This window comes from uncultured Chloroflexus sp. (assembly GCF_938091255.1).
GTDB lineage: Bacteria > Chloroflexota > Chloroflexia > Chloroflexales > Chloroflexaceae > Chloroflexus.
This window is the reverse complement of record NZ_CALLJH010000032.1, coordinates 41,989-64,446: the sequence shown is the minus strand read 5'-3', so window position 1 is coordinate 64,446 and position 22,458 is coordinate 41,989. Positions and strand designations below refer to the sequence as shown.

At 56.8% G+C, this 22,458-nt stretch carries 18 protein-coding genes and 1 riboswitch; of the genes, 9 read left to right on the top strand and 9 right to left on the bottom strand.

Annotated features, from left to right (window positions below; translation table 11 throughout):
• Window positions 1-669, top strand: a 669-nt coding sequence (locus tag Q1A00_RS11655) for a molybdopterin dinucleotide binding domain-containing protein (protein WP_299756925.1), incomplete at its 5' end; no start/stop codon positions are given.
• Window positions 670-747: 78 nt separating this feature from the next.
• Window positions 748-1,602 (top strand): formate dehydrogenase accessory sulfurtransferase FdhD, encoded by an 855-nt coding sequence (fdhD, locus tag Q1A00_RS11650; RefSeq protein ID WP_299756922.1) that lies wholly within the window; start codon window positions 748-750, stop codon window positions 1,600-1,602.
• Between the two features lie 13 nt (window positions 1,603-1,615).
• Here the strand turns inward: fdhD and Q1A00_RS11645 are convergent, their stop codons facing one another.
• From Q1A00_RS11645 to Q1A00_RS11635, 3 genes are all read right to left on the bottom strand, one after another.
• Window positions 1,616-2,434: a hypothetical protein gene (locus Q1A00_RS11645; RefSeq protein ID WP_299756919.1), complete on the bottom strand. Its 819-nt coding sequence runs from the start codon at window positions 2,432-2,434 to the stop codon at window positions 1,616-1,618.
• Window positions 2,435-2,725: 291 nt separating this feature from the next.
• On the bottom strand, window positions 2,726-4,249 hold the full coding sequence (locus Q1A00_RS11640; protein ID WP_299756916.1) for a (Fe-S)-binding protein: 1,524 nt from the start codon (window positions 4,247-4,249) through the stop codon (window positions 2,726-2,728).
• Between the two features lie 469 nt (window positions 4,250-4,718).
• Window positions 4,719-5,561, bottom strand: coding sequence for an acyl-CoA dehydrogenase (locus tag Q1A00_RS11635; RefSeq protein WP_298483316.1), 843 nt, complete (start codon window positions 5,559-5,561; stop codon window positions 4,719-4,721).
• Between the two features lie 590 nt (window positions 5,562-6,151).
• On the opposite strand from Q1A00_RS11635, the gene Q1A00_RS11630 reads away from it, so the two are divergent.
• The 5 genes from Q1A00_RS11630 to Q1A00_RS11610 all read left to right on the top strand — a co-directional run bounded on the left by Q1A00_RS11630 (window position 6,152) and on the right by Q1A00_RS11610 (window position 12,491).
• On the top strand, window positions 6,152-7,519 hold the full coding sequence (locus Q1A00_RS11630) for a CaiB/BaiF CoA-transferase family protein (RefSeq protein WP_298483315.1): 1,368 nt from the start codon (window positions 6,152-6,154) through the stop codon (window positions 7,517-7,519).
• A 57-nt stretch (window positions 7,520-7,576) separates the two neighbouring features.
• Window positions 7,577-8,794 carry a CaiB/BaiF CoA-transferase family protein gene (locus tag Q1A00_RS11625; protein ID WP_298483314.1) on the top strand — a complete coding sequence of 406 codons (1,218 nt, stop codon included), beginning with the start codon at window positions 7,577-7,579 and terminating at the stop codon, window positions 8,792-8,794.
• Between the two features lie 89 nt (window positions 8,795-8,883).
• Window positions 8,884-10,113, top strand: coding sequence for a 2-methylfumaryl-CoA isomerase (locus Q1A00_RS11620; RefSeq protein ID WP_366917426.1), 1,230 nt, complete (start codon window positions 8,884-8,886; stop codon window positions 10,111-10,113).
• Between the two features lie 198 nt (window positions 10,114-10,311).
• The gene (locus Q1A00_RS11615) at window positions 10,312-11,364 is read left to right on the top strand and encodes a CoA ester lyase (protein WP_298483312.1); all 1,053 of its coding nucleotides are present in this window, start codon (window positions 10,312-10,314) and stop codon (window positions 11,362-11,364) included.
• Window positions 11,365-11,426: 62 nt separating this feature from the next.
• Complete coding sequence (locus Q1A00_RS11610; RefSeq protein WP_299756907.1) at window positions 11,427-12,491, top strand: MaoC family dehydratase; 1,065 nt, start codon at window positions 11,427-11,429, stop codon at window positions 12,489-12,491.
• Between the two features lie 138 nt (window positions 12,492-12,629).
• On the opposite strand, the gene Q1A00_RS11605 is transcribed toward Q1A00_RS11610, so the two are convergent.
• Window positions 12,630-14,144, bottom strand: coding sequence for a DUF4129 domain-containing protein (locus Q1A00_RS11605; RefSeq protein WP_299756904.1), 1,515 nt, complete (start codon window positions 14,142-14,144; stop codon window positions 12,630-12,632).
• A 344-nt stretch (window positions 14,145-14,488) separates the two neighbouring features.
• Window positions 14,489-14,613, top strand: a riboswitch (FMN riboswitch).
• Between the two features lie 154 nt (window positions 14,614-14,767).
• Here Q1A00_RS11605 and Q1A00_RS11600 point away from each other — a divergent pair.
• Together Q1A00_RS11600 and Q1A00_RS11595 are read left to right on the top strand one after the other, a co-directional pair.
• Entirely contained in the window at window positions 14,768-15,571 is an 804-nt protein-coding gene (locus Q1A00_RS11600; protein WP_298482752.1) for an ABC transporter permease, read from the top strand.
• 77 nt (window positions 15,572-15,648) lie between these two features.
• Window positions 15,649-16,701 (top strand): ABC transporter substrate-binding protein, encoded by a 1,053-nt coding sequence (locus Q1A00_RS11595; RefSeq protein ID WP_298404792.1) that lies wholly within the window; start codon window positions 15,649-15,651, stop codon window positions 16,699-16,701.
• A gap of 140 nt (window positions 16,702-16,841) precedes the next feature.
• Here the strand turns inward: Q1A00_RS11595 and Q1A00_RS11590 are convergent, their stop codons facing one another.
• The 5 genes from Q1A00_RS11590 to Q1A00_RS11570 form a co-directional block, all read right to left on the bottom strand.
• Window positions 16,842-16,985 (bottom strand): hypothetical protein, encoded by a 144-nt coding sequence (locus Q1A00_RS11590; protein ID WP_298404789.1) that lies wholly within the window; start codon window positions 16,983-16,985, stop codon window positions 16,842-16,844.
• A 295-nt stretch (window positions 16,986-17,280) separates the two neighbouring features.
• A complete protein-coding gene (locus Q1A00_RS11585; RefSeq protein ID WP_299756900.1) occupies window positions 17,281-17,511 on the bottom strand; it encodes a hypothetical protein in 231 nt (76 codons plus the stop codon).
• Window positions 17,512-18,255: 744 nt separating this feature from the next.
• On the bottom strand, window positions 18,256-18,669 hold the full coding sequence (locus Q1A00_RS11580; RefSeq protein ID WP_298404783.1) for a hypothetical protein: 414 nt from the start codon (window positions 18,667-18,669) through the stop codon (window positions 18,256-18,258).
• Window positions 18,666-19,568, bottom strand: a complete 903-nt coding sequence (locus Q1A00_RS11575) for a hypothetical protein (RefSeq protein ID WP_299756897.1) — start codon at window positions 19,566-19,568, stop codon at window positions 18,666-18,668. Before Q1A00_RS11575 ends, Q1A00_RS11580 begins: the two co-directional genes overlap by 4 nt.
• Before the next feature lie 544 nt (window positions 19,569-20,112).
• On the bottom strand, window positions 20,113-22,290 hold the full coding sequence (locus Q1A00_RS11570) for an ATP-dependent RecD-like DNA helicase (protein WP_298404777.1): 2,178 nt from the start codon (window positions 22,288-22,290) through the stop codon (window positions 20,113-20,115).
• Window positions 22,291-22,458: the final 168 nt, after the last annotated feature.

Below are 22,458 nucleotides of genomic sequence, written 5' to 3'. Positions count from 1 at the left end.
GGTACTGAAACCTCTACCGAGCGCGAGATTATCTTCTCGCCGTTCATTACGCCGCCTCCCGGCGAAGCACGCAGCGAGTGGGAAATTCTCATGCAGGTGGCCGAACGAACCTACCCCGAACGATCGCGTCTGATCCGGTTTGCCGATGGCCAGCAGATCCGGGAAGAGATTGCCCGGGTCGTGCCTGAGTACGACGGTATTCAGCGTCTGCGCAAGGCTGGCGATCATGTGCAATGGGGTGGGCGCATCTTGTGCCGTGACGGGTGCTTTGCCACTCCCGACGGCAAAGCGCGCTTTACCCCGCTGACGCCGCCGCAAACCCAATTGCCGCCGGGGATGTTTGTGCTCAAGACCCGGCGCGGCAAGCAGTTCAACTCGCTGGTGCATGCCGAGCGCGATCCGTTGAACGGTGCAGCACGTGATGACGTTCTGATCAACCCCGACGATGCGGTGCGGTTGGGCCTGCATGAGGGCGAGTGGGTGGTATTGCGGTCGGAAGTGGGCGAAATGCAGGCCCGGATCAAGTTTGCGCCGCTCAAACCGGGCAACATTCAGGTGCATTGGCCAGAAGGCAATGTCTTAATCGACGCCCGCCGGCGCGATCCGGGGTCGGGAGTGCCGGCGTACAAGGCAGTGGTGAGCATTCATCGGCAATCACCATCGGCATAGATAGTGGGGGAAGGGGTAAGTTTTACCCTTGCTGCTCCTACCACTACGCCAATCATCAATCAACAAAGGCGCATCCGAATGATTACCCGTGCAACCATTCGTCGGCGTACCGTAGTCAAAATCCGTGACGGACGCTGGCAACACGAGAAAGATGCGGTCGTTGTCGAAGAGCCGCTCGAGATGCGGCTTGCCGTACCGAGCGGCACACACGCCCTCTCGCTTGCCACCCTCATGCGCACGCCGGGCGCTGATATCGAGCTAGCTGCCGGTTTTCTCTTCAGCGAAGGTATGATCAACAACCGCTATGACATCGTTACCATCCGCTACTGCGTTGATGCCGATGAAGAAGCGCAGTTTAATACACTCATCGTCACGCTCCGCCCCGATGTACCCCTTGATCTTGACCATGCCCGCCGAATCTTTATCGTCTCGTCGTCGTGTGGGGTATGTGGCAAGGCATCGCTAGAAGCGTTGCGTTTGCGCGGCTGCGCACCGTTGGCCGATGATCCACCGGTGCGCGTCTCAGGTGCGGCATTGGCCGGCCTCGACAAAACGCTCCGGCAGGCGCAAGACCTCTTTGCCCGTACTGGTGGTCTACACGCTGCTGCGCTCTTTACGCCGGATGGCCGATTGCTGGCAATATACGAAGATATTGGGCGCCACAATGCGCTTGACAAACTGATTGGCGCACACCTGCTTGCTGGCCAGCTCGATCTCTTGCGCCAATCGGTATTGCTGGTCAGCGGGCGGGCCAGTTTCGAGATCATGCAAAAAGCACTGATGGCGCGCATCCCAATCGTGGTTGCCGTCGGCGCGCCATCAGAACTTGCCATCACAGTAGCTCAGCACTTCAACCTAACCCTAATCGGCTTCCTGCGCGGCGCATCGTGCAATATCTACGCCGGCGCCGAACGGGTCGTTGCCCCGACGTAACGAAGCTATACGTTCACGCAATCGTGCGCGCCATCCGCCGCCGCACTGCGTAAAAGATGGCGAGGAAGTTGTAGGCCATATGGAACAGATACGTGAACGGTAACAAGACAAACAGGGTTAAACCGAGCAAGGCATGGAAGTAGACAATACCGGGCACAATGTGCAAACGGGCCAGCAGCTCCGTCCAGATAATACAGAAGATGATCGGGCGGATCACGACTCGATCCCACGGCAAGCGACCCGGCGTGCGGATGCCTGTTGAGGCGTGATCGATATCCCCCACCACGGCGCCGCTCCATTTACGGAACAGTGCGATCATCAGGTGCAGATTACCGGCCACGGCAAAGGCTACCGCCACCCATGTAATTCCGATAAAGTAGGGGGCGAAGCTACCAAACAGAAAGTGGGCCTGTAGCGCTTCGCCATTGCCAAAAATGATGGCAAGGAGATTAGCCGGCGAATAGTTGTAACTGACTTCGAGGTGCGCGGCCACATCGGGCACCGGCCGAGCGAGAAGGATGTTGGCAAAGACGATCAGTGCCGAGATGCTATAGCCAACCACTTCAGTAATAATCGCCACGTGATAGAGCAGGTAACCTCGACCCCACACCGGATTCGAGCGCCGATAAAAATGCTTGAATGGGCCGAAGAGCACGGCGTTCAATGCCTCGAAAAAACCTAACTGGCGCGGCGGTGACACGAAGGTCGGCGACACGCCGTGCGGATGGCGTTTCGTGATCAGCGCTGTAGCAAACCGTCCCAACCGCAACCCAACTCCAACCACAAAGATCGCCACCGCCACCGGTGCGATTGCATTCAACAGTTCAATCATCACACACCTCCTCAGCGGATGGTAGATATTGGTTTGTAAACACTTTCTTGGCACGTAGACGCACCGTCGTTTCTCGGTATATGCCCCTGCGCAACATTGTTTGTCATAATGACAGGCACCGTCTTAATCTGCGGACTACAGGCCCGCCGTTGTTCTTTGTCTGCTAGTGCGAGATGGAGAAGTGCATGGCTTTCAACCCTCCTACTCGGATTGCTTACACCCTCCCCCAGCGGGGAAGGGAGGGGACAAGACCGCACCTTCCGCGTCCCCTCCTCTAGCGGTGGCGCCTGCTTACGAACAGCACTCTGGATCGAGCGACATCTCACGCAGCGCGCGTAACTGCTCGTAGACCTGCGGATGGTCTTTACTAAACCGCTTGACGATATCGTCCTTCTCCAACCAATCGAGCAAAGCCGGGAAGTCGGGCTGCTGCATCAGCGTCGCCATCTGGCCTTCAATGCTATGTTCGATAAAGAACTCGCGGTCACGGTTACGCAGCTCGGCGGGTACCCGCATCCGATCAAGTTCGCCCCGCTTGGCTAACGCCGGCTCCATTGCCGCGTAGACCACTTCAAATAGCACCAGCGCCATGCGTTCGCCGGTGGGGGAGAGGTTGTAGGTCTGGCAGGTGTCTTCCAACGACAATGTGCAGACCACGCATGGCGAGGTGACATAATCTGCACTGGTGGCGCGGATCTGGTTCGCTTTCAGCACCGAAATCTTGCGTCGCAGGTTGGTGTTTTCTGGCAGACGCATACCGCCGGCGCCGCCGTTGCAGCAATAGTTGTGCTCGCGATTGGGAGTCATCTCGATGAAGTTATCGGTTACAAGGGTCAGCAGCTCGCGGAAGAGATCACCCAGCCCCGACAAGCGCGTGGCGTAGCAGGGATCGTGTAGCGTCACCTTCAGATCGGTCTTCTCGATCGGCAAGCGGCCCTGCCGGATCAGGTCGAGCATCAACGAATCGACACTGATGATCGGATAGCGGAACGAGCGGCCCAGCGTCTCAGTCGCTTCGGCGTACAATGTACGCGTATCGCATCCGCACTCCACCAGCAAGATCGCCTTCACGCTCAAGCGATCGGCTTCATTTTCCCAATCCAGCAACATTTGCTTCGACAGGTTGTGATGAACGGCAATATGATCGATTTCAGTACCGGTGTCAATCACATAGGGCGAAATCGTATAACTTACACCGGCAGCGTTAAGGATTTTAATCAATTTGATGCCATAATCGGGAATTTTCGTATTGCCGGCTGCTGGGCAGACAAAGAGCATCTCGGCGCCATGCACATTAACCGGAACTTCAAGGCCCTCACTGCGCAAGAAAAGGCCAACTCGACCGAGCACCTGTGCAGCGGTGAGGCCAAAGCTGTGGCGGTAGCGATCGGTGTTTTCGACGATCGAGCGGATGGTCGGATTAGCGTTGCTCAAGCCCGAATCAGAATAGGCGGCGCGGGCCAGCCGCACCATACGGCGAATGCTGATACCCGACGGGCAGGCCAGCGTACAACGACCGCAGGCGGTACAGGCCCAGAAGTACTGCATATTCTCTTTCAGGTCTTCCACCGTCGGCGTCGGCACCAGCCCCAGTGCACCGCCAATCCGGCCTTCGATCGTCAAATACCGCTGATAAATCTGACGGATGAAGCCGGTCTTGTGGGTGGGATGCAGCTTCTCTTCGCCGGTGACGAGGTACCACGCGCATGCCTCGCCGCACATCTTGCAGTCCATGCACGCTTCAAAGTTGACCACATCTTCGGCGGTGATGTTCTTGCGCAACGAGTCCACGAACAGTTGCATTTCTGCTTCCACGGGCTGGGCTCCTTTCTAGCATTGGTTGCGTTATGAACGACGACCAGTAATTCCCCCGCGCGTAACACAACGTTGGTACTGCGCATCTGCGCAGCGTATGCTACGCACGCTGTTCGAAGATGCGGGTTACAGCAACTGGATGCTCACTCCCTCGAGCGCAGAACCGATCGGTTTATTTGTGTCTCAAGCGGGAAGAACTCGTAGCTCACATATAGCAAATCAAGAACAAAAAGTGAGTGAAGATATTACCACAGAGAATTGTAGTATGATCTGTTTGATATACATTGTGCTTTTTGTTGCAGAAAATGTGTGAGTATGTTCACAATTTATTGAAGGATTAAAGAGCGAATCAGCAAAAAACAAACGAATGGTAGCTACCATTCGTTTGTTTCATTAGTTTCCAGCTTTTAGAGCTGCCGTGGGAGCCGCGCGATCGTGAGCGCCGCACCGCCGTGCGGCTTTACGAGGGTTAGTTGTTCCCTAAGGCTGCTGTGGCGCTCAACGCCGTTGCCCCATCAGGCCCCTGCGCTTCCAGCTCAACGCGATCTTCGCCGAAGCGGGCAATCAACCGGAAGGGGGCGAGATCGAAGATCGGCGCTTGGCTGCGGAAGCTAAAGCCAGTGATTGGGCGGGTTGTGTTGTGACGGGCCAGTTCCATCAACAACACCGCGACCAGCGGGCCATGCACAACCAAGCCGGGGTAGCCCTCTTCCTGTTGGGCGTAGGGCCGGTCGTAGTGGATGCGGTGCGCGTTGAAGGTCAAGGCCGAGAAGCGGAACAACAGCCGGGTGTCGGGGGTGACGGTACGAGTGATTGCATCAGTCACTGGCGGCAGCTCAACCGGTACCGGCGCCGGCACCGGCGCACCCGGTTCGCGGTAGACAATATCTTGCTCTTCTTCGATACAAAGCATCTCATTTTGGAAGATCTGATAACCGACCGTAACAAAGGCTAGCGGCCCGGTGCGCCCGGTTTTTTGGCTGATATTGCGGATAATCCCCTCACGGCGGGCCGGCTGCCCGATCAGCAACGGCTGGTGAAAGCGGATACGCGCGCCGGCAAACATGCGTCGCGGATAGGGAATGGGCGGAATAAAGCCGCCACGCTGCGGGTGACCATCACTGCCAAGTTTTGATTGAGGTGCGCGCGGTAAAAAGTAGAACCAATGCCAGAGCGGTGGCAGTGCCGTGCCGGCGGTTGGTGATGAGAGCGGCTCTAAGGTTGCTGCCGCAGCCAGCGCCTGCGCAAGACAAATATCATCCTCAACTACCTCAGTTCGTCCGATCCACGCCGTCCAATCTTCGCTGCTCATAGCAGAACCGCCTCCTTTTGCTGGTGTGCGCTGTTACTTGATGCGGGAATACCTTCATTGTACTATGAACAAGATGCGTCACAATCAGCCGACCCTCAAGATTGCGCTGGGTTTCCATAACCTTACGGCATCATCCTGCTCTAAGTGTTTCCTTATATCAACTCAGAGTTAAAAGTTGGAATCTAGCAATTGCGTAATCGTATCCCTTGTGATATGGTACAATTGCACCAATTACCTACGTAGTGAGACCAATCACATACGATGTTCTGTAGCCATGGTGGCATGACGGGCATGTGGCAGGGCTTAGTTATTGCCTACGTTATGGACTTCAGAATTCAATCCGGTATCGGAGCTACAGCTTTTGTCGAGGTTATGGACTCTTCACAGCGGATTCCACGACCTTAGCAACGTTCTTTTCTGCTCAGAAATCACGATCAAGTAGTGCCCAGTGTGTAGGGCCAGACTCAGTGTGATTTCTGCGGGCAAAGAATAACGGTTGCTTGCAGCTTCACCTCGTCGCTCTCAGTGTAGAGAAGCGTTGCATGTTGTTGTTCATCTGTACGAAAGTATGGCGAAGAGGAGCATGAATGATGGCAAAGGGTGTCCGCTCAGCAAAGCCCACTCATCAGACCACTGATGCACCTGAGGGATCGGCAACTGAAGAGGCATCAGTATCGAACCAACCGGCTGTTCCAGACGTTGAGCAAGTTGCTAATCCCGAGGTTCCCAATCCTGTTACAGAGCGTACCAACGACCATGATCGTTTGCCCCTCAGCGGTATCCGGGTGATTGATGTTGGCAACTTTCTTGCCGGCCCGTATGCTGCTTCGATCTTGGGAGAATTTGGCGCTGAGGTGCTGAAAGTCGAACACCCCATTGGTGGCGATCCGATGCGGCGCTTCGGTACACCAACGACGCGCCACGATGCTTCGCTCGCTTGGTTAAGTGAGGCGCGCAATCGGAAATCAGTGACAATCGATTTGCGTCAGCCCGAAGGTGTCAATCTGTTTCTCAAACTGGTGGCGAAGTCGGATATCTTGATTGAGAACTTTCGCCCCGGCACAATGGAAGAGTGGGGGTTGTCATGGCCAACGTTGCAAGCAACCAATCCCGGCCTGATTATGCTGCGGGTATCGGGTTATGGTCAAACCGGCCCCTATCGTCGTCGTTCTGGCTTTGCCCACATTGCCCACGCTTTTAGCGGTCTTTCGTATCTGGCAGGTTTCCCCGGTGAAACGCCGGTATTGCCGGGAACGGCGCCGCTCGGTGATTACATTGCGAGTCTGTTCGGCGCGATCGGTATCTTGATTGCACTTCGCCATCGTGCAAAGACTGGTCGTGGTCAATTGATAGATGTTGGTATTTACGAAGCGGTCTTTCGCATTCTCGACGAAATTGCGCCCGCTTACGGCTTGTTTGGCAAGATTCGTGAGCGTGAAGGAGCTGGCAGTTTTATTGCCGTTCCCCACGGCCATTTTCGCACCAAAGATGGCAAGTGGGTGGCGATTGCTTGCACAACCGACAAAATGTTCGAGCGGCTAGCCGAAGCGATGGAACGGCCAGAACTTGCTTCCCCAGAGTTGTACGGTGATCAACGGAAGCGATTGGCGGCGCGCGATGTAGTGAACCAAATTACTATCGACTGGGTTGGTTCACTTACCCGTGATGAAGTGATGCGCCGTTGTCTGGAAAAAGAGGTACCGGTCGGCCCGTTGAACAGCATCGCCGATATGTTCAACGATGAACATTTCCGGGCACGTGGCAATCTGGCTCGAGTTGAGGCTGAGGGGGTTGGTGAGGTAGTGGTGCCGAATGTCATACCCGTGCTTTCTGAAACGCCCGGTCGGATTACCAACCTTGGCCCGCCGTTGGGCAACGCTACCTACGAGGTGTTACGCGAACTCCTCGATATCTCTGCTGAAGAGATAAAGCAATTGCGGAGCCGCAAGATTATTTGAGCCAAAGATAGGAACCAGCGTGTTTGAGTATCATTTCATTACCACGAGGTAGATACGATGGCTGAAACTGATGCGACGTTGCCACTCGCCGGCATTCGGGTCATTGATGCTGCAACCGTCATTGCTGCGCCCTTCTGTGCGACACTGTTGGGTGAGTTTGGCGCCGATGTGCTAAAGGTAGAACATCCGATTGGTGGTGACGCGCTGCGCCGATTTGGCACGCCGACCTCGCGCGGCGATACTCTCACATGGCTGAGCGAGTCGCGGAATAAACGGTCGGTAACTATTAATTTGCAGCATCCTGAAGGTGCTCGTCTCTTTAAAGAGCTGGTTGCCCAAACCGATGTGTTGTGCGAGAATTTCCGCACCGGTACCTTAGAAAAGTGGGGGTTAGGTTGGGATGTTCTGCGCAAGATTAACCCGCGACTGATCATGTTGCGGGTGACCGGTTATGGTCAGACTGGCCCCTATCGTGATCGGCCCGGTTTTGCTCGTATCGCACACGCCGTCGGTGGGATCGCCTACCTCGCTGGTATGCCAAGGGGCACACCGGTGACGCCGGGTTCAACAACGTTGGCCGATTATATGACCGGTTTGTACGGCTGTATTGGTGTCCTCATGGCGTTGCGCTATCGCGATGAGACCGGGTGTGGTCAGTATATTGATGCTGCCCTTTACGAGTCGGTGTTCCGCTGTAGCGATGAGTTGGTGCCGGCCTACGGGATGTACGGTAAAGTCCGTGAGCGCCACGGTTCGCACCACAACGAGTTTGCCTGTCCCCACGGCCACTTTCAGACCAAAGACGGCAAGTGGGTCGCAATCTCATGTGCGACTGACAAGCTCTTTGCCCGCCTTGCGAATGCGATGGGTCGTCCTGAATTGGCTTCGTCGAGTGTCTATGGTGATCAGAAGGTGCGATTGGCCCATGCCAGCGATGTCAATGAGATTGTGCGCGACTGGTGCAGCTCGCTGACCCGGGCCGAGGTGCTCGAACGCTGCTACGCGACCGCTACTCCTGCGGCGCCGCTCAATGATATTGCCGATTTCTTTGGCGACCGTCATGTGCATGCGCGCCGTAACCTTGTTGCAATCGATGAGCCGAGTATCGGCGAGACGTTGATTATGCCGAACATTGTGCCGAAACTGTCGGAAACTCCCGGTAAGATCCGCTCGCTTGGTCCGAAACTCGGCGAGCATACCGATGAGGTGTTGCGCGAGTGGCTAGGAATGAATGATGAGCAAATTGGTGAATTGCGTGCGAAGCGAGTGATTTAGCGGAGACGCAAAGGCGTGAAGGGGTGCAAAGACAAGATTCATTGCTACGGCTTCGCGCCTTTGCGGGTGATGATGAAGAGGCAATCGCAATGACTGGCATTCTCCATGGCATGCGCGTGGTCGAGGGATCGGCCTTCGTTGCGGCGCCGCTTGGCGGGATGACCTTGGCTCAGTTGGGTGCCGAAGTCATCCGCTTTGACCCGATTGGCGGTGGTCTCGACTATAAACGCTGGCCGGTGACGCTCGATGGAAAGCATAGCCTATTTTGGTCGGGCTTGAATAAGGGTAAACGCTCAATCGCTGTTGATATTCGCCATCCTCGTGGTCAAGAGCTGCTTACTCAACTGATCTGTGCGCCGGGTGATAACGCCGGTCTGTTTATTACGAACTTTCCAGCTCGTGGCTGGCTCAGTTACGAGGCGTTGAAACGCCATCGCGCCGATCTCGTCATGGTCAATCTGATGGGGCGGCGTGACGGCGGCTCAGAGGTTGACTACACGGTCAATCCGCAACTCGGCTTACCCTTCATGACCGGCCCCTTCAGCTCGCCTGAAGTCGTTAACCACGTGTTACCGGCATGGGACCTGATCACCGGTCAGATGATCGCGCTCGGGCTGCTTGCCGCTGAGCGGCACCGGCGGCTGACCGGCGAGGGGCAATTGGTGAAGCTCGCCTTGAAAGACGTGGGATTGGCGATGATCGGCCATCTCGGTATGATTGCCGAGGTGATGATTAACGATACCGACCGGCCAAAGCAGGGCAATTATCTCTATGGCGCGTTTGGCCGTGATTTCGAGACGCTCGACGGTAAGCGGGTGATGGTAGTCGGCCTAACCGATTTACAATGGAAGGCGCTTGGGAAAGCGACCGGCTTAGCCGATGCCTTCACCGCGCTCGGCCAGCGTCTCGGTCTGAATATGGATGACGAGGGCGACCGGTTCCGCGCTCGCCGTGAAATCGCAGCTTTGCTTGAGCCTTGGTTCCACGCTCGCACCTTCGCCGAGGTGCAACGCATTTTCGAGCAACACCGTGTAACATGGGGGCCGTACCGCACGGTGCGCGAAGCGATTTCCCACGATCCCGATTGCTCAACCGATAACCCAATGTTTGCGATGGTGGAACAGCCCGGTATCGGGTCGTACCTGATGGCGGGTTCTCCCCTTGATTTTAGTCAAGTACCACGTGTACCGGTGCAGCCTGCACCTCGTCTCGGTGAGCATACCGACGAGATTTTGCTCGAAGTGCTCGGACTGAGTGAGGGTGAGGTAGGCCGCCTGCACGATGAAGGTATCGTTGCCGGACCTGAGGTCTTGGAGTAATGCAACGTAGGTTGTCCCAGCGTCGCAAGGTTGCGCAGGCAAGAGGCTGAAAGTAGGCGGTGAAGCGCGAGCGCGCTTGCAGACGAACGCTACTTTAGAGGCCATTGGCCAACATATCCCTGCGTCTGCGTGCTTTTGCGTTCCAACCTTTCGCGTCGTGCGCTACCGTTGCGTCTGATGTATTGCAAGGAGGATATGATGCACAAGCTAGCACGCAATTTCTACCAGCCACTCGCCATCGGCGCGCCCCAGCCGATGCGCGAATTGCCGGTACGGCCCGAACGGGTGGTTCATTTCTTCCCGCCTCACATCGAAAAGATTCGCGCTCGTATTCCCGAAGTCGCCAAGCAGGTCGATGTGCTGTGTGGCAATCTCGAAGACGCTATTCCAGTCGACGCCAAAGAAGCGGCGCGAGCCGGTTTTATCGAGGTAGCCCGCAATACCGACTTTGGCGATACCGCGCTCTGGGTGCGAGTTAATGCGCTCAATAGCCCATGGGTGCTCGACGATATTGCTGAGATTGTTGCCCACGTCGGAAATAAACTCGACGTGATTATGATCCCTAAGGTCGAAGGGCCGTGGGATATTCATTTCGTTGATCAGTATCTGGCGTTGCTTGAGGCCAAACATCAGATTCAAAAGCCGATCTTGATTCATGCCTTGCTTGAGACAGCACAGGGTATGGTCAATCTCGAAGCCATCGCCGGGGCCAGCCCGCGGATGCATGGCTTTAGCCTTGGCCCTGCCGATCTTGCGGCTTCACGCGGCATGAAGACGACACGTGTCGGTGGTGGGCATCCGTTCTACGGCGTGCTGGCCGATCCGCAAGAGGGTACCACTGAGCGTGCTTTCTTCCAGCAAGACCTCTGGCACTACACGATTGCCCGCATGGTTGATGTGGCCGTCTCATACGGGTTGCGCGCTTTTTATGGCCCCTTCGGCGATCTCAAAGACGAAGCCGCATGCGAAGCTCAGTTCCGCAACGCCTTCTTACTCGGCTGCACCGGTGCGTGGTCGCTGGCACCGAACCAAATCCCCATTGCCAAGCGCGTCTTTAGTCCTGATGTGAATGAAGTGCTCTTCGCCAAGCGAATCCTCGACGCGATGCCTGATGGTTCTGGTGTGGCAATGATCGACGGCAAGATGCAAGATGATGCAACGTGGAAGCAAGCCAAGGTGATCGTTGACCTTGCCCGTATGATTGCCAAAAAAGACCCTGACTTAGCGAAAGCGTATGGATTCGATCAGTGATCGAGCCGCACAGATGCAATGGGCGCCGGCCTGTGCGTCTGTGCGACTATAAGGAGCAGCGAATGAGCAACAAAACCAATCCCGGCAATTTCTTCGAGGATTTTCGGCTGGGTCAAGAGATCGTGCATGCCACGCCGCGCACCGTCACTGAAGGCGATGTTGCGCTCTATACGTCACTGTATGGTTCGCGTTTCGCGCTTACGTCGTCCACTCCTTTCGCCCAAACGGTAGGTCTTGAGCGAGCACCAATTGATAGCATGCTCGTCTTTCATATCGTCTTCGGCAAGACCGTGCCTGACATCTCGCTTAATGCCATCGCCAACCTTGGTTATGCCGGCGGACGGTTTGGTGCGGTGGTGTATCCCAGCGATACCCTCTCGACTACCTCTAAGGTAATCGGTCTGCGCCAGAACAAAGATGGCAAAACCGGTGTAGTCTACGTCCATTCAGTTGGTGTGAATCAACGTAACGAGACGGTACTTGAGTACATGCGCTGGGTGATGGTGCGTAAACGCGATCTCGATGCACCGGCCCCCGAACCGGTTGTACCACCGCTGCCCGACTCGGTGCCGGTGACTGATCTGGTAGTACCTTACCACATTCAACCCGGCCAGTACGATCTGGCCCGCGCCGGCAGCCCGTATCTATGGGAAGATTACGAGGTCGGCGAGAAGATCGATCACATCGATGGCGTAACAATCGAAGAAGCCGAGCACATGCAGGCCACTCGCCTCTACCAGAACACGGCCCGCGTCCACTTCAACCTTCACGTTGAGCGTGAAGGTCGGTTTGGTCGACGGATCGTCTACGGTGGGCACATCATCAGTCTCGCCCGTTCGCTCTCGTTCAATGGCTTGGCCAACGCGCTCAGCATCGCGGCGATTAACGGTGGTCGCCACACCAATCCCAGCTTCGCCGGTGATACCATCTACGCTTGGTCAGAAATTCTCGATAAGATAGAGATTCCGGGGCGTAATGACATCGGCGCGCTACGGGTGCGCACCGTCGCTGCCAAAGATCGGCCCTGTCACGACTTCCCCTACCGCGACGCCGAGGGGAACTATGATCCGGCAGTGGTGCTCGATTTCGATTATACGGTGTTGATGCCGCGACGAGCGGTGGTATAAGCAATGCAAAGACGCAGAGATCGCAAAGGATGGAAACGCAAAGACGCAAAGGTCGCTAAGTATTGGGCCGGCTAGGAGTGCGAGCTTGCCCCTGACCGTTCTGATCGCAAAAACCTTTGCACCCTCTGCGCCTTTGCGTTATTCCCCTTCTACGCCTTTGCCATCTCTGCACCTTTCCTTGACCTTTTTTCGGAACCGGCGCAGCAGTGTGCCTAAGTGTCGCTGTTCGGCCCGATCTGAGGCACGACCGGCATAGGCGGCGCGGTGGTAAGCGGCTGTCAAGGCGCGCAATTCATCGCCGACCTCAACCAATTGTTGCGCCGTACTATCGGCAAACTCAGCCGGGGTTTGTGGCGGATGGCGTGGATAGCCGTGGGCCGCAGCGTAGCGTAGAGCAGCGTGGTAAGAAACGATAGCGGCATCGAGCGGGGCAGGCCGCGGATGAGACGCTCGCAACCGCTGAGTGGTTCTGGGCAACTGCGGTCGCCAAAAACGCCGTTTTCGCAACTGTGCGCGCGCCTGTGCCCACCAATCCGGCAATTGCGCCCACACCTGCTGTACCCATCCCTGCCGGCGCGCAATTGTCCAGAAGGCCAGCCCGGTCAAGATCGCGATACAGATCCAAAAGACAATGCCGGGCCACAATGGCGGTTCGCTTGGCACTGGCGGCGGCACCATTGGCGGAGCGATTGGCGTTGCCGGCGTAGCTGTTGAATTCATCAGCGAGGTGAGCAGCATCAGTAAGAGCAGTGGCAAGAGCGCTACTAGGCTAAGTAGACCAATGAAGAGCAGCGAGAGAGTCATCGCTATTAACAGCGCGATCCCTCCCAGCAAAAGCAGACCCTCGCGCCATCCTTCTGGCACGAGCGGCGACCGCTGGGCCGGCAACGCTAGCGCCAACAGAATAACTAACCCGATCGTCGCGATGCTCAGCCAGCGCCAGCGCCGGTTGACCTCAGGCGCAATCTCGGCCTCATCGCTCTGCCAATCGGCTAGCAAGGCGCGTCGTTGGGCCAGCGCGATCAACCACAACCCGCCGGCAAGGTAGAGCGCCATCCACAGGATTGAGGCAGGGGTTTGGACGCTCTGCCGGCCCAACACCACCAGCATCGCTAACCCACCCCAGCCGGCTCCGCGACTGATAGCCGCAACTGCGGCTTGCCGGCGGGCTGTCGCGTCACTGCGGTAGAAGAGCAAATCCAAGCTCTGTAACGGAGTCTTGAGCGGAGGGTTCGGTGTTAGCGCCGCAATCGCAGCGATTCCGCTGCGGCTGAGTACAGCGACGGCCAACAGCGCCAACAGACAAAACAGAAACGGCGCATCGAACGCAGCCAGCGGATCAGTAATCCATGTCCCCATCGCAGTCCAGCCTTGGGTGCCTTGGCCCACTGTCGCCACGATGCGGGCTAGCGCCACCAAGCCGAACACCTCGGCAGCCAGATAACGCACTGCCCCCCCTTGCGTCTCGTGCAAGCCGGCCACCATCCGGCTCCGCAACGCTACTGCCTCTAGCCCGACCAACACGCTTGCCCCGCTCAGCCAGAGTGACTGCCAGCCAGTTCGCTCGGCGACTGTGTCGCTGATTACAGTCAGCGGCAGTGTGATCAGCAGTGTTATTAACAATGCTGGACCGAAGAATGAGGGTTGGTTCATACGTTCATTATACGGCGAGTGGCGAATGATGCCTAGCAAGGGGCTTCCGCTCTTGTCTTGTATGTGCGCGTAGCGCCAGTAGGCAGAATTCAGGCCACCCCCGGCCCCTCCCCCACCCCCAGCCCCTCCCCCCCGCGGGGAGAGGGGGTATGGCCCCCAGCCCCTCCCCCACGCGGGGGGAGGGGGGATATCGTTGCGCAAGCGCGGGTTTGAAACCCACCCCTTCCCGTTCAGAGAGATGGGAACGGTGCTCATACGGTTGGTGCGTGGGCACACTGCGCAACACTCTGAACCACCCCATCCTTGACACCATCCTACAATTGATGCTATGATCACCGATGACAAACGATCTTCGGGGCAGGGTGAAATTCCCGATCGGTGGTATAGCCCACGAGCGTGTTGAGAGGCACGCAGGATCCGGTGCAACTCCGGGGCCGACGGTTATAGTCCGGATGTAAAGAAGATCCAGATATGGGCAATGGTGGGCGACGCGCGCAGTGCGCGCCTTCGTTTCGTTGCCGTTGCAGGCGGGATCATTACCCGCTCTGTTCCCGTATCTGTCCCCCGAAGAGCGTTGGCTCGGCGGGGGTTTTTGATTCCCCGCCAGAAAGGAGATGGTAACGATGCAGCAAACGCTCCCAATGCCCACGACTGCGCCGCGGCCTAAGCCGTGGCGACGCTTTGAATGGCCGGCGCTCGGCTTGCCGGTGACACTGATAGCATTGCTTGCGCTCTGGCAGACGGTGGTGAACATCAGCGGCTACCCGGCTTTCATTCTCCCCTCGCCAGCACTGGTGGCAACGCGCTTTTGGCAGGCGTTGAGCAGCGGGCTGCTCTGGCAACATACCGCAGCGACGCTCAGCGCGGCACTCGGTGGTTTTGCGCTGGCGTTGATGGTCGCGCTGATCCTTGGCTATACCCTCGCCCATATCCGCTGGCTCGAACAGGCAATAGCGCCAGTGCTCGCAGCGAGTCAAGCCATCCCGGTAGTAGCGGTCGCACCGCTGATCATCCTCTGGTTTGGGGCCGGTCTGACCTCGAAGGTGCTGGTTGCCGCACTCATTACCTTCTTGCCGATCCTCATTGGCACGATCGTCGCTATTCGTAGCATTCCGCGTGAGCTGATTGAGATGGCGTACATTAGCGGGGCGAACCGCTGGCAACTGCTGCGCTACGTCGAAGCGCCGCTGGCGCTGCCGGTACTGTTCGGCGGCGTGCGCACCGGGTTGGCGTTGGCCACAACCGGCGCGGTGGTGGGCGAATTTGTCGCTGGTCGTACCGGCTTAGGGGCGTTGATCAACATTGCTCGCGGCTTGTTTGACACGCCATTGATCTTTGTTGCGCTAGCAACCCTCGCCCTGATTACCCTCGCCCTCTACGTATTGGCTGGTCTGCTCGAGCGGTTGTTGGTGCGGTGGGAAGCGTAAACACAGCTTTGGCACGGTTGAAGCACTCTTGCGTATCGGGCGAACAGGCAGATGACAACTATTCTAACGAGGGAACAATGATGAAACTGCGTTTTGTACTTTTCCTTACCCTGATCACCTTCATCATCACGGCGTGCAGCGCACCGGCTCCGGCGCCAACGGCTGCTCCTACGAGCGCACCGGCGGCCAACCCACAGCCGGAACTGCGCAAAGTAACGCTGGCTATGTCGTATATCCCAAACATTCAGTTTGCGCCGTACTACGTCGCTGCGGCCAAAGGATACTACGCCGCTGAAGGGATAGAAATCACCTTCGACTACAACTTCGAGAACGACGTGTTACAACGGGCAGCAACATGGCCGGCTAGTGGGGTAGCCTTTGCCACTACGAGCGGCACCTCGGTGCTCTTGGCTCGGCAGCAAGGATTGCCGGTCAAGACGGTCATGACCCTGTACCAACGCTTCCCGATCGCGTTTTTTGCCAAGGCGAACGTACCTCTGACGAGCGTGAACGATCTGCGCGGGCAGACGATCGGCATTCCCGGTCGCTTCGGCGAGAGCTTCTACGCGCTGCTAGCGGCGCTTTACGCTGGCGGTATGAGCGAAGCTGATGTGACCGTGCAAGAGATCGGATTCACCCAAGCAGCAGCGGTGATGGAAGATAAAGTGCCAGTTGCGACCGGTTACGCCATGAACGAGCCGGTGCAACTACGCGAGCAAGGCATTGCGGTGAACGTGCTGCTAGCCGCCGATATCTTCAATCTGGCCGCGAACGGTATTGCCGTCAGTGAAGCATTGATCGCGCAAGAGCCGGAACTGGTGCGGAAGTTTGTGCGAGCTAGCTTGCGCGGGCTGGCCGATACGCTGGCTAATCCGGCGGAGGCATTTGATCTCAGTTTACAGTTCATTCCCGAAGCCCAACTCGGTGACCCAGCGTTACAACGGAAAGTGCTGGAAGAGAGTTTGCCCTTCTGGCAGAACGAAACGACAGCTCAATACGGCTTAGGCCACACTGATGGCCAACTATGGACGCGCACTGAGCAGTTCATGCGGGAAGCAGGGTTACTCGCCGGGCCGGTTGAGGTGCAGAAGGCCTACACCAACGAGTTTGTGCCGGGCGGATCGTATTAAGTGGGGAGGTTATCAAATCGCCGGAACGAGTAGGTCCAGAGCAATGGAATATTGAGCAACGCCATACCAATGTTATAGGCCGGCGTGTAACTCATCGAGATCGCGAGAGCAACCCCGCCTACCCTGCCAGTAGCGCAATCCTAAGACCCTCGGTAACGGCGAATGGCGTCGTCGTTGGCGCCGATGGCGCACAGAATGCCGATCTCACGGGGGCGTTCAAGCACGTTGATGCTGAGGGTGCCAGTGAGATCAAGCGCATCTACCGTGCCGATAAGCAATACCATAATCGAGATCGTGACAGTTGCTAGATTGGTATGCCGCTCATCGCTCGTGGTGTAGATGTCGCCCTACACATCGCCGCCGATGCCCGCGGCCCGGCGCCAATGGCCGCCATCACGCCAAGCTAGCGGGTCTGTTGATTGCGAATGGCGCTAATCGTGCCCAATACTGAGAAAACTACAACCACCTTGGTCAAGGAGCGCAGCACATGTTGATTGATCAACCAACAAAACGAACAAAAACAGGGCGACGGCCCAGTTGTTCGTCGCTGCAAGGTAGGTACGAACATTTCACACACACCTAGCTAGCCACCACCCCCAACATATTAAAGATGCGCATTTCGCGGGCAATCGCCGGCCACGCCTGTGGATCAGCCACCTTCGCCGGCAATTCCACCGTAGCGAACTGATGCATCGTACGCGGTAAGGCTTTGCCGCGGGTTTGGGTAGCGACTTCGCCGCGCAGATACGCTTGCCACGCCGTTTCAACCGCTTGAGCAAACTGCTGCGCTGCAACTTGAACGGTGGACAAACGCCAAGCCGCGAAAGGCGCCAAGCACGCAAGGCTTATTGGCAGAACGGCGCCAACCCGCTCATACCCCCACCTCACCAACCCTTTGCGCCTTTGCGTTTTCGTCACTGCTCGCGCAAAAGTAGCCAACAGCGACGAGGGCAGTTGTTGTGAATCCTCGTCATCGTGCATGTACGCACGATTCCCCTCCCCCAGCGGGAGGGGGGCCGGGGGTGGGGGCATATACCCCAGCGAGGGGCGAGGCCGTAAGGCATGTAGCTTGCGTGCCCATCCTGTTCTTCCCCGCCCTGAAGTGCCGGGCTAGGCTTACAAAGCCCGCTGCGTAGACTAGGGGCTATCCCCACAACGCACGAGGTTCCCTCCCAGTCTTCTACCTCCGGCGGGAGGAGCACGCCTACCCATCCCCGGCGGGGGAGGGGCCGGGATCGCGCGCAACGGCGGAAACCTCATCCGATACACCCACCCCCAGCAGGTAAGGGAGCGAGGGTGGGGGCATATGCCCCCAGCGGGGAAGGGCCGAGGGGATGGCGCCCCCTGCGAAGGCTAGGGTAAGGGAACGACGTTTTACCACAGAGTACGCCACGGACGCGGAGAGGGGAAATCGCCATAACAACGCGCAACATCCACAAGAGAGATTATGTTCATTTCTTGCAGTTTCTTATCGCTTTGTGGCTATTACAAAGCCCGCTGGCGCGGTGAATAATGCAAAAGAGGCGCCTCATCAGCGCCTCCTTTCCCTATAGTCTACAGTTCAATGATAAAATCCTCGCGCCGCCAATGCTTCGCGAACGCTGCCAGATCCTGCAATGGGTTATCTTGTAGAATGCCGAGAATACCTGCCAACGCGACATCAATGCTCTTGAGATCTTTCGCCGCCACACCCTGTTCAAGCAGTTGATAGAATTGTTCAAGAGCGTGCTTTCGCTCAGCAAAGCGCTGCGTGAAATATGCTAAGAGCACAGTTTTTTCGCTCTCAATCGCATGGATCAAAACATCTCGCTGAGCTGCGATTCGGCATCGTTTCGTCTCCTCTTGCACGACCGTGTTGAGAGAGCTAACGAACTCAGCAATGATTGCTAGCGCATTGACAGGCGTCGCTACACCGTTCGCATAATTGCCCATAGCACGCACAAAGCTCGTCGCTACCTTCTGAATCACATTACCTCCTCGCTGCGGGAATGATTAATCACGTTGATATTGAGCAGCTCGGCCAGCGCTTTGGCCAGCTTGGCCACCATATAGACATCTTCCAGCTTATTGGGATCAGCATACGCCAGCGCATTTCTGAGAGCGGTTTGGTTCTGATTCATCGCCTTTTGCAATTCGTTTATCTGCGCATGGATGGCGTCAAATTCGGCGATCTGTTTCCGCATCTCCGCTTCAGCGACATCCATCTGCGCTGTCTTAATAGCGACTTCAGTCTTGAACTCTTCCAGCTTGCTGTTGACGAAAAAGCCTGTCACCAACAACGCCGGCCCTGCTACCAATCCACCTAGCACGGCAGTACCAAGGGCCATACCGCCACCACCAGCAGCCAAGGCACCGCCCCCTAGCCAAGCCAAGGTAGCATTCGTCGCGGCAGCGCCACTGAGCGTTGCAATAGGCGTGCCGGTCGAGGCAGTGCCGATCACTGCCGACAGACCATAGATGGCAGAAGCAGTGACAACTCCTGCATGCAGACCCTTGGCCAAACCCTTCAGAACATCAACCGCTTGGAGCGACACTCCCTCCCAAACGGCGAGCTGCTCTGGCAAAATCTTGATATCCTCAAAGAGATTACGCTCCTTGAGGCGGGCCTTCTGCAAAAATGCTACTGCTTCACCAAGCGTGACTAAGACGTTCAAACGCAACTCGTACAGCGCCTGCAAGTGCAGACTAATTTTATTGTATCGCCGCTTATAGTTCGCTCTGTTCTGCTTGTACTGCTTGCACCGATTGTCATAGTCTTGTTTTAGCTTTTGCATTTGGCTTGTGACCGTGAGGGTATCGTACAAACCCTTCACGCCAGTGACAACCGAGCCGCCCAACAGAAGCGCAGGGATCAAGGGAAGTGGCATAGTTGCTCCTTGAGCTAAAGGGATAAGTAGGCCGCTTTAATTGGCATGATATCAAAAAGACGGCAAAAATTTTAGTAGGATTTTAGTACTGTAAAGAATAGTACAAAGATACCACGAGCCGCGTGGGGCGCTGATCTTGTGAGGTGGCAAGTGTAACTATAAATTATCTGCACGAACACCGTTGGCATCCTCGTGACTGTACATATCTTCTATTTTCTAGGGATATTTCTGCACGATCATCTTCTTGATAGAATGTCATTTCTAATATAAAATAAAAAACTATAAATAAAGCTATCAAAAATTGTTCAATAATTTTATAAGATTATACCTAAAGTCACTTACGCACTAATCGAGTTATATTAAACCTCAGGGAGAATGTACAGGCTCAATACCTCAAATGACCAAACGTTGGAAAAGAATACCAAGCCGCTAAGCTCACAAAGGATCAAACGCCAAGCCGCCAAGCACGCAAGGCTTATTGGCAGAACGGCGCCAACCCGCTCATACCCCCACCTTACCAACCCTTTGCGCCTTTGCGTTTTCGTCACTGCTCGCGCAACCGCACGCTGAGGCCGGTGTAGCGCCGTTCGACCTCGGCGGCGGCGACGGCGGCAGCGACAGCACGGCGATCACCGACAACAACGACCAGCCGGCGGGCACGGGTAACGGCGGTATAGAGCAAATTACGTTGCAGCAAGGGTTGGTGGTGTAACAACAGCGGGATCACCACGACCGGATATTCACTACCTTGGCTCTTGTGGACGCTGAGGGCATAAGCGAGGGCGAGATCGTCGAGGTCGAGACCGCTGTAGCGAACGGTACGCCCGTCTTCAAACTGCACCACGACCATCTGTGCGTCGCTATCAATGGCAATGATCTCGCCGGTGTCACCGTTATAGACATCGCGGTCATAGTCGTTGCGCTGTTGAATAACGCGGTCACCCACCCGGAAGACGGTCGCGCCACTACGATATTCGGCGACACCGGGACGCGACGGGTTCAGTGCGGTTTGCAAAGCCGTGTTGAGCGCCGCGACGCCGGCAGTACCTTTATGGGTCGGACTAAGCACCTGTATGTCGCGGCGTGGATCGAACCCAAACCGACGCGGGATACGTTCGACGACGAGTTCGACCGTGAGTTCGGCACAGCGTTCGGGTGTCTCGGCAGCAAAGAAATAGAAGTCGTCGTGGCCGCCCCACACCGGCAACAGGCCTTCGTTGATGCGACGGGCATTGGCAGCGATACCGCTACCAGCCGCTTGACGAAAGATGGCATCGAGATGCACCTGTGGCACAATGCCGCTCTCGATCAGATCACCGAGCACACGACCCGGCCCCACGCTTGGCAGTTGGTCAGCATCGCCAACGATGACCAGATGCGCGGTAGGAGGCATCGCCTTGAGCAATTGGTTCGCTAGCACAATATCGAGCATACTGGCTTCATCGACCACGAGCAGGTCGCAGTCGAGCGGGTTGTCAGCATTACGGCGGAACGCGCCATCAGGACTGTATTCGAGCAGGCGGTGGATGGTGCGAGCCTCGATCCCGGTGGCGTCGCTTAATCGGCGGGCGGCGCGTCCGGTCGGCGCGGCGAGCAAGGGACGGTAGCCACGGGCACGCAGCAAAAGCACCAGCGCGCGCAGACTAGTCGTTTTGCCGGTGCCCGGCCCACCGGTAAGCAGCATGACCGGACTGGTCAAGGCCATTCGTACTGCATCACGCTGTTGGGGACTGAGATTAATACCACGCCGTTCGGCCAGATGAGCAAAGACCAGTTCCCAGCGGCTAGGGGCATAATGAGCAGCCAGTGCCGAGCGCTGCGCGAGCAAGCGCCGGATCGCATTGGCCACACCGATCTCGGCGAAGGCCAGTGGCGGTAGATAGACCGGCTGTTGGTCTGGCTCGGCGGCGGTGACAACGTGATCGCGCCAAAGCTGGCCGGCGACGAGCATCAGATCGATCGCCGTTTGCACCTTCGTTGCTGCTACGGCGAGCAGGCTAGCGGCACGTTCGATTAACGCACGCCACGGCAAGTAGCAGTGACCTTCATCCGACGCTTGACCAAGCGCGAACCGCACCCCAGCAGCGATCCGACGCGGGTCGTCGCGGGCAATGCCGAGACCGGCAGCAATGGCGTCAGCGGTACGAAACCCTACCCCATCAACCTCATCAGCCAGCCGATACGGTTCGTGCTGAACGATCCGTAACGCATCATCACCGTAATGCTTGTAGATACGCACCGCCACACCGGTAGGCAAGGCAAGGTCTTGCAACAGTAACATCAAATCTTTAATCCGCTGTTGCGCCTGCCAAGCCTCGGCAATCAGCATTGCCCTCTTGCGTCCTAATCCCGGCACCTCGCACAACCGCTCCGGCTCGCGGTCAAGCACGTCGAGGGTGTATTTACCAAACGTTTCCGTAATCCGTTTGGCAGTGGCCGGGCCAACCCCTTTGATCAGGCCACTGCCGAGATAGCGCCGAATACCGTCGATGGTGGCGGGCAGGCGAGAGTGGTAGCGTTGCACCTGAAACTGACGGCCGTGAGTCGGATGATCATGCCATTCTCCTTCGAGGATAAGCTGCTCGCCGGGCTGCACACCAAGCAGGTTGCCGACAATAGTGACGGTATGGCGTTTGCCGGCTGGACGCAATTGCGCAACCGTATAGCCGTTACTCTCGCTCTGAAAGGTAATCCGCTCAAGAATGCCGTCGAGTTGGGGCATAGGGTTCGATCTACATGGGCAACTGTTATGTTATTTCTATCTTACCGGAAATGGTGCGTTGGGCAAAAATTTTATACTGCAAAGAACACCGAAGACGCAGAGAGAAGAGTAGGCCATGATCATCATCACATTGTATACCACTCACCGGTGACGAGAATGGTATCGGCG